The 6494-nt window shown below is 51.8% G+C and carries 4 protein-coding genes; all 4 read left to right on the top strand.

The genetic code is table 11. From position 1 onward, the window contains the following. The first annotated feature begins 105 nt into the window (after positions 1-105). The 4 genes from QJQ48_RS27295 to QJQ48_RS27280 all read left to right on the top strand — a co-directional run bounded on the left by QJQ48_RS27295 (position 106) and on the right by QJQ48_RS27280 (position 6019). Complete coding sequence (locus tag QJQ48_RS27295; RefSeq protein ID WP_346294383.1) at positions 106-273, top strand: hypothetical protein; 168 nt, start codon at positions 106-108, stop codon at positions 271-273. 12 nt (positions 274-285) lie between these two features. Continuing rightward, positions 286-4764 carry a strawberry notch C-terminal domain-containing protein gene (locus QJQ48_RS27290; protein ID WP_346294382.1) on the top strand — a complete coding sequence of 1493 codons (4479 nt, stop codon included), beginning with the start codon at positions 286-288 and terminating at the stop codon, positions 4762-4764. Between the two features lie 6 nt (positions 4765-4770). Next, positions 4771-5046 (top strand): hypothetical protein, encoded by a 276-nt coding sequence (locus QJQ48_RS27285; RefSeq protein ID WP_346293162.1) that lies wholly within the window; start codon positions 4771-4773, stop codon positions 5044-5046. Positions 5047-5641: 595 nt separating this feature from the next. Then, entirely contained in the window at positions 5642-6019 is a 378-nt protein-coding gene (locus QJQ48_RS27280) for an AbrB family transcriptional regulator (RefSeq protein ID WP_346294381.1), read from the top strand. Positions 6020-6494 lie beyond the last annotated feature (475 nt).

The following is a 6494-nucleotide window of genomic DNA, read 5'->3' as shown; positions in this document are numbered from 1 at the left end:
TCCGTAACTCGGCATAGGTCACTTTCATTGAATGTCTCGGGTCGATGCTCCTGACACTAATCATCCTATCGGTTCAATTTCCGATAAGGTCTACTCACCGAGCGATTGCGGCCCCAATCATCGCCGCGACTGCGGCTGAAGGATTTGGACAAGTCTCTCAAGGCCGATGCCAAGAAGGTCGGTAAAGATAGCTCTGTTGGCCAAGCCGGTGCATCGTCAGTCAATTTCACTGCGCTGATGCACAACGTCATTGACCAGAGCTTGCTAGCGTGAAAAGCGGATCAGATGGCCGATGAAGCGATCGCCTCTCTAGAGCAAGGTGAAAAGCCGATTCTGACAGTCTCTAACACGATGGGCAGCTTCATCGAGAACTACGCCGATGAGAACGATATTGCTCCTGGGGATGAGTTTACGGCTGACTTCAGCGATATCCTGACGCGCTACCTGGAGCGCAGCCGGGATGTGCTGGAGAAAGACTATGACGGCACCACCACCCGCAGACCGCTCAGTGATGCCGAGTTGGGGCCGGATGCGGTCGCGGCCTTTGAAGCGGCTGAGGCTCTGATTGAGGAGACCGAGCTAGACTTTCCGGTTTCACCCATCGACCACATCAAGCAGCGGATTGAGGATGCGGGCTACAGCATGGGGGAGATTACAGGTCGCAAAGCGCGGTTAGAGTACGATAGCGACGGCAACGCCACGTACAGGCGGCGTAGTGGCCGGGAGACCAGTAAAGCAGGCAAGGTCAGAGCGACAGATCGCTTTAACAGCGGTAAGTCTGATGTGATTCTGCTCAATCGCTCTGGAGCTACCGGCATTTCCCTACACGCTTCTGAAAAGTTCGCGGACCAACGCCGCTGTCACATGATTGTGGGTCAAGCTGAGCGCAACATCAATGACTTCATGCAGACCTTGGGCCGTGCCCATCGCACCGGCCAGGTCGTGCCGCCACGCATCACGCTGCTGATGGGCGATACCCCAGATGAAAAGCGGCCAGCCGCGCTGCTAGAGAAGAAGATGGCTTCACTCAACGCCAACACGACCGCCGATAAGAATGCGGGTTTTGATACCTCGGAGATTCCCGACTTCTTCAACCGCTACGGCGATGCGGTCGCTGAGCAGATCCTCAGCGAGTACCCCGAAATCAATGAAAAGCTAGATTATCCGATCAAGGTTTCTTCAGAAGGTGCGGGTGACTTAGAGAGTGTTGAGGAGGGAGCGATCGCCAAGGTGACCGGACGCTTACCGCTGCTGCCAATTGATGAGCAGGAATCCTTTTACAAGCTACTGGAGGAAGAATACAGCTCATTTGTGGAGCAGCAGAAAGCGCTAGGCAATAACCCACTGGAAGCCGAAGCAGTAGACCTTGATGCTCGCTCTTTGGCTCAGGCTGAAATTGTGCCGCCTAAGGATGGGCGTTCAGCCTTCAGTAAGGGCGTTCAGGTCGAAGTGATGGATGTCAAGTCTCAGAGCAGGCCGAAGACGCAGCTAGAGGTGATTAATGAGGTGCGCGGCAAACTAGACCTCGATCCGGTTGAGTCAGTTGAAGACCATGATTTTGAGGCCGTCGATGAGCGATCTCAGGCGTTTTCCAGCAACCTGCTAGAGCAAGCAGACAAAGCAGCAGAGAAGTATATGGAGCAGCAGCGGGCCAAGATTGGGCAACGCTACCAAGACCCGGAGAAGCGCCAAGCGGCCTTTGATAAAGAAACCAAGCGGGTTGAGAAACAGAAAACCCAGCTCACCCAGTTCAAGCGCTACCGCCTGGGCCAAGCAGTCAGATTAGCCACCGATAACGGTCGCATTTTCTATGGAGCAGTGAGTGATATCAGCAAGCGGGGCCGCTCTCTAGAGGCGATGCTGGATGGTTCAGATGAGTCTCAAAACAGCTTTGGTGACTCGAATCCGGTGGCGGCTTCCAAGTGGCAGATGAGCGTTTCGATTGCCGATTCAAACCGGGAGGTGCCGATACCGCTCTCCAAGCTCAACAGCGACCGGATGGGGTCAGTTGATGTAACCGCTGTTGAAAAGACGATGACGGGCAAAGAGGTGATGCCCCAATTTGATGAGCGCCAGTCAGGCGAGCGGGAAGTGAGGCAAGCACTGACCGGCAACCTGCTGAGAGCCGCTGAGCAGTATGGCAACAAGGGCAGCATCATCAACGCCACTAAGTCAGGCGGTGAGATTGAGCCGATGCTGCTCTTGCCCAAGGGCTACGATATGGAGCGCGAGCTGTCTGAGACGCCAGTTGAGCTACCAGCGCCGCGCAACGTGCGTCAGTTCATGGAGATAACCAACGGTGAGGGTATTGTCAAAACCGCTGACGAGCAGATGACGCTTAAACAGCAGGAGGGTGATTATGTGCTGCAAACAGGTAAGAAGCAGAAAGACATCATCCTTGATGAAGGACTGATAGAGGCGATGGGCGATGAGTTCTATTCGATTAGCGATCGGATGGAAGCGAAGTTCTCAGCCGACCAGCTAGAGGATGTCGTCAGCTACATTCAGGAAAGCCGCAATCAAAAGCTAGAAGCTGTCACGCACCTTGATGAGGCACGGGAGCTAGTTGGTGAAAAGATACCTGAGTTCACCTGGTCAGATTCGGTGGAGGATGTGGTTGAAAAGGCAGGTCTACCGCCGTCTGTAGACCTAGCAAATTTAGATAATTTCCGCGATCTCCTAGAAGCGGCTTTTCAGGAGCCAGAGGAAACCAATAGCGAGTCAGAGGCTTTAGATGAGCTGGTAGCAGGTGACGAGATAGCGGGCGATCGCCCAGCAGAATTGTCTCCTGATTCAGTACCGGAGCCTGACGAAGCGGAGCCGGAATCAGAACCTAGCAAAGTGGAGCAAGCTGAGCCAGAGTCACTAGCCGTTGACGATACGGCAGGTTCGCAGCCAGAACCAGAGCAGCCCCAGACAGAAACTACGAAAACAGCGCCACAACAGCGTGACTCAGCCGAGTTAGAGGCCAAGGTTGAGCAGGTCAAGGAAGTTGTCAGTCAGGGCAAGGGGTTAAACTTCCAGGTTGATCCAGAGTTCGATGCTGAAGCAGAAGGTTTATACACCAGCCTGACTGAGGGTGAGGCAGGCAGAAACAACTATGAGCTATTTCTGCCAGATGACATTCGCATCGAGGGCGATCGCGTACAGGTGCAAGTCGGCTATGACGTATCTGGAGAAGGCGATTCCCCCCAGGATGTGTGGGTGGATGTGCCAGATTTTGCCGAGCAAGCCGATAGAGTGCTGCAAAGGCAGGAGCCAGAACTTAGCGTCAGCGGTTACAGAGATGAACTGGAAGCATTGACAGAGAGCAGCCAGCAAGAGGATGCACAGCCTATGCGCTCTCCGGGAAAGACAAAACCAGTACAACCGGAACCCGAAGCAGCAGCGCCGCCAGAATCAGAGGAAACTCCTCGTATCGGTGGGTGGAAGCAGCAGCGGGGTAAGGCCGAGAAACAGGTCGGTAAGTTTCTCGAAGAAGCTGGCCTTTCTGAGGCAGTGATGGCCGATGAAGAGTTTTATCTCAAGGTCGAGAACGAGCCATACATCCCGCTGAACATTGAGCGCCATGATGACCAGCTCCTGCTGTATCACACGCTGGTTGAGAACGGGGATGCTTTTATTGATTCAGAGATGGTCTTCAACCTGTCAGATGAGGGCAGCTTGAGCTTAGCTGAGACTGCTGTAGGCGGGCCTTTTGGTGAGGCGCGAAACCGAGATCGCTCGTTTGCAGGCATCTTTGCTCAGAACATTAGGGAGCAGGGCTTTGCAGAAGCGGCTAAGGCCATGCAGTCGCCAGAACCAGAGCCGGTGGCAGCGCAATCTCAAACTACAGCAGCCGAGCCGGGAAAACCCGCGATGTCAGAACCCATCGAACCTATAGAGCCGCCGAAAACGGTAGCAGAGTCAGCGGCAGGTGACGCACTAGAATCAGCAGCCGGTGACCAACTAGAGGAATCGGACTATCAACTAGAGGAACAGCCTCAGCCGAATGAAGCAGCACCTTTCGACTATCGGCAAACTTTAGACCGCTTGCGCTCTGAAATCGAATCGCTACCGGAAGTCCAGCGCGATAGGCTGCTAGCGGTTATTGCCTATACCGAGCTAGAAATGGATCAATCATCTGCTACCGAAGCTGAGCCTGTCGGTGAAGCAGTACCGGCGGCTGAGTTTGTCCAGGAAGCGATCGCCAGTGCTGATGAGCTGCTGGATGAGGAGATGGCTGAGCTGCTGGATGACTCGGAAGCAGTTACAGTCGAGGAACTGCGTGACTGGTATAAGTCAGCGAGAGCCTTGGGCCGCTCTGAAGAGGATTTAGAGCAGATTACGCAGCTTGGTAAAGCCGTCAAAACCGGAGAAGTGAGCGGTTTGAATCAGACAGCAGCCAAACAGATGCGAAGCGACCTCGCTGAATTTGACGCTCAGGCCGGTCTGGGCCAGGGTGTTGCGGCTAATGCGCGGCGTTTTGTTCAGTCTGCTTTACAGGTGGGCTTAGCTCATCAAGACCAGGAGGGCACCCTTCAAGCTGATGGCAGAATCTATCAGGTCAAGCAGAAAGACAGCCTAATTAGCGTCACCAACAAACGAACCGGCGGTGGTGTGGTTGCTGATGGCAACGAAATTCTCAAGGTGTCAGATCTAACTGAAGGCGATCGCCGCCGCTGGATGAAGTTGGGTGCTAAGTCACCGCAAGAATTGAGGGGACAACCGCCTCAAGCGCCATCAAGAAACCGTGAACAAGACAAAGGTATGGAGCTGGGATAGTGATTGATGAACGATAAAACTTTTCTGCTGGCGTTAGTCGTGATTGCGGTAGTTTATGCAACATTACCGCTGCTTTTACCTGTAAGCGAAAATCATTCTTTTACTTTCGACTTAGGTGAGATTGTCTGCATGGCAATTTCGCTAGCTTATCTATATGAAGCCGTTAATACTAAGCGCGGCATCAGGCCGCGTGAATTGAAAAGGATGTTTAGGAACCGCTGCATCATTTATGCTGCAGCTGGGATTGCTCTAAAGGTTCTAGGCAGCTTTAGTTTCGCCTAAGATTGAAAGCTTTCAATCCAGTTGATCACAACTCTGGAAATCCAAAAGGCAAAGGCTGCACCTGATATAGTCAGAGCGATTGGCACTCTACTTCTGCGTCCTTGATAATAAGCATAGGCTGCATAGATAGCGAATCCAATAGCAATCAGTTTGACCAGTACCATGCTGTGGTTGAGGAATCTATATCTCTTTCAATAATTATAGTTAAAATCCCTATTATTTAAGAATAAAGTTATTAGAGAAATCTAAGATGATGTGTATACTATATCGATACAGCTATTTGAGCTAAGCACAAGGTTATTGCTAGATACATCAAAAAACAAAACATTTGTTATGGACAATGTTTTTGACCAGCAATTTCTAGATGCTATGCTAGTAATCTTTCTGTTTTATACGCGGGTGTTATAGCCTATGCCTCGTTATCAGAATCGGAGCCAAACAGCGTCTGAGCCAGCGTATCCTCAACCCCAATCTTATTCCAGGGAACTTGAGCGGCGTCTGCGGCAGTGTCAAGGTGATAGCCTAGCTGCCCTAAAGGATAAGGTAAAGCTAGAACAGTCGATGTATTTGAGTATTACCCGAAATTGGAGCGAGAATGACGAGGCAATCTAAACCGTTGACCGGCAAAGCGCTGCTACAGAAAGCGCAAGAACTTTCCCACCTTTCCAGACGAGAAATTGCTCAGGCTTGTGGCTACACTAGCCAGACCAAAAGCGATCGCGTGCGGGTGAATTTTGAGTCATTCTACGAAGCACTGCTGGCAGCCAAAGGGCTCAATCTAGGGCCGAAGTCAGATGGCCGAGGCCGAGAAGCCACCTACCGTTTGACAGTGCATCAGAACGGTCAGATTGTGATTGGTTCTGCCTACACGCAGGAACTGAAGCTGAAGCCGGGGGATGAGTTTGACCTGAAGCTGGGCTACAAGCATATTCATCTCAGACAGGTTGAAGGAACAACTGCAGGCAAGGCGTAAGATAATGCAGAATCAGGCGGCGATCGCTACCAGAAAATGAGCGGATTGCAGAAGATTTAGCTGAAAACGCCAGCAAACTCAAAGTAAAACTTTTCTTTATGGTATGACTGCCTATCAGCTTATAAGGCAATGACTGAGAGTTACACTTGTGCTGTTTTTTCAGGGACTAATGCCATACTTGAGGAGTCGGTTTCGCGGGGGTCGGCCAGTGGCTGAAACCCGGATTCTCTCGTTGACCCCCGCGAATGCCTCGCGCTGTAAGGGTTTCAGCCTTGTTTTCAATGGTCTCATTGAGAATAAACTGCCCTTATTGACAGCACGATCGCACCCCCGCGAATTTGAAGGCCAAAACTGGCTGCCAGTAAGGCTTTCAAATGGGGCCCCTTTCCGATTAGTAAAATCGGCGTTGTTGGAAACTAACGAACCCTCCCCCAAATGTCAATTCTTTTACCTTTCCGATTAGTAAAATCGGCGT

Source organism: Sphaerothrix gracilis Ecp01, from assembly GCF_030405905.1.
Lineage (GTDB): Bacteria > Cyanobacteriota > Cyanobacteriia > Phormidesmidales > Phormidesmidaceae > Sphaerothrix > Sphaerothrix gracilis.
The sequence above is the reverse complement of the archived record's forward strand: the minus strand, read 5'-3'. Positions and strand labels throughout refer to the sequence as shown.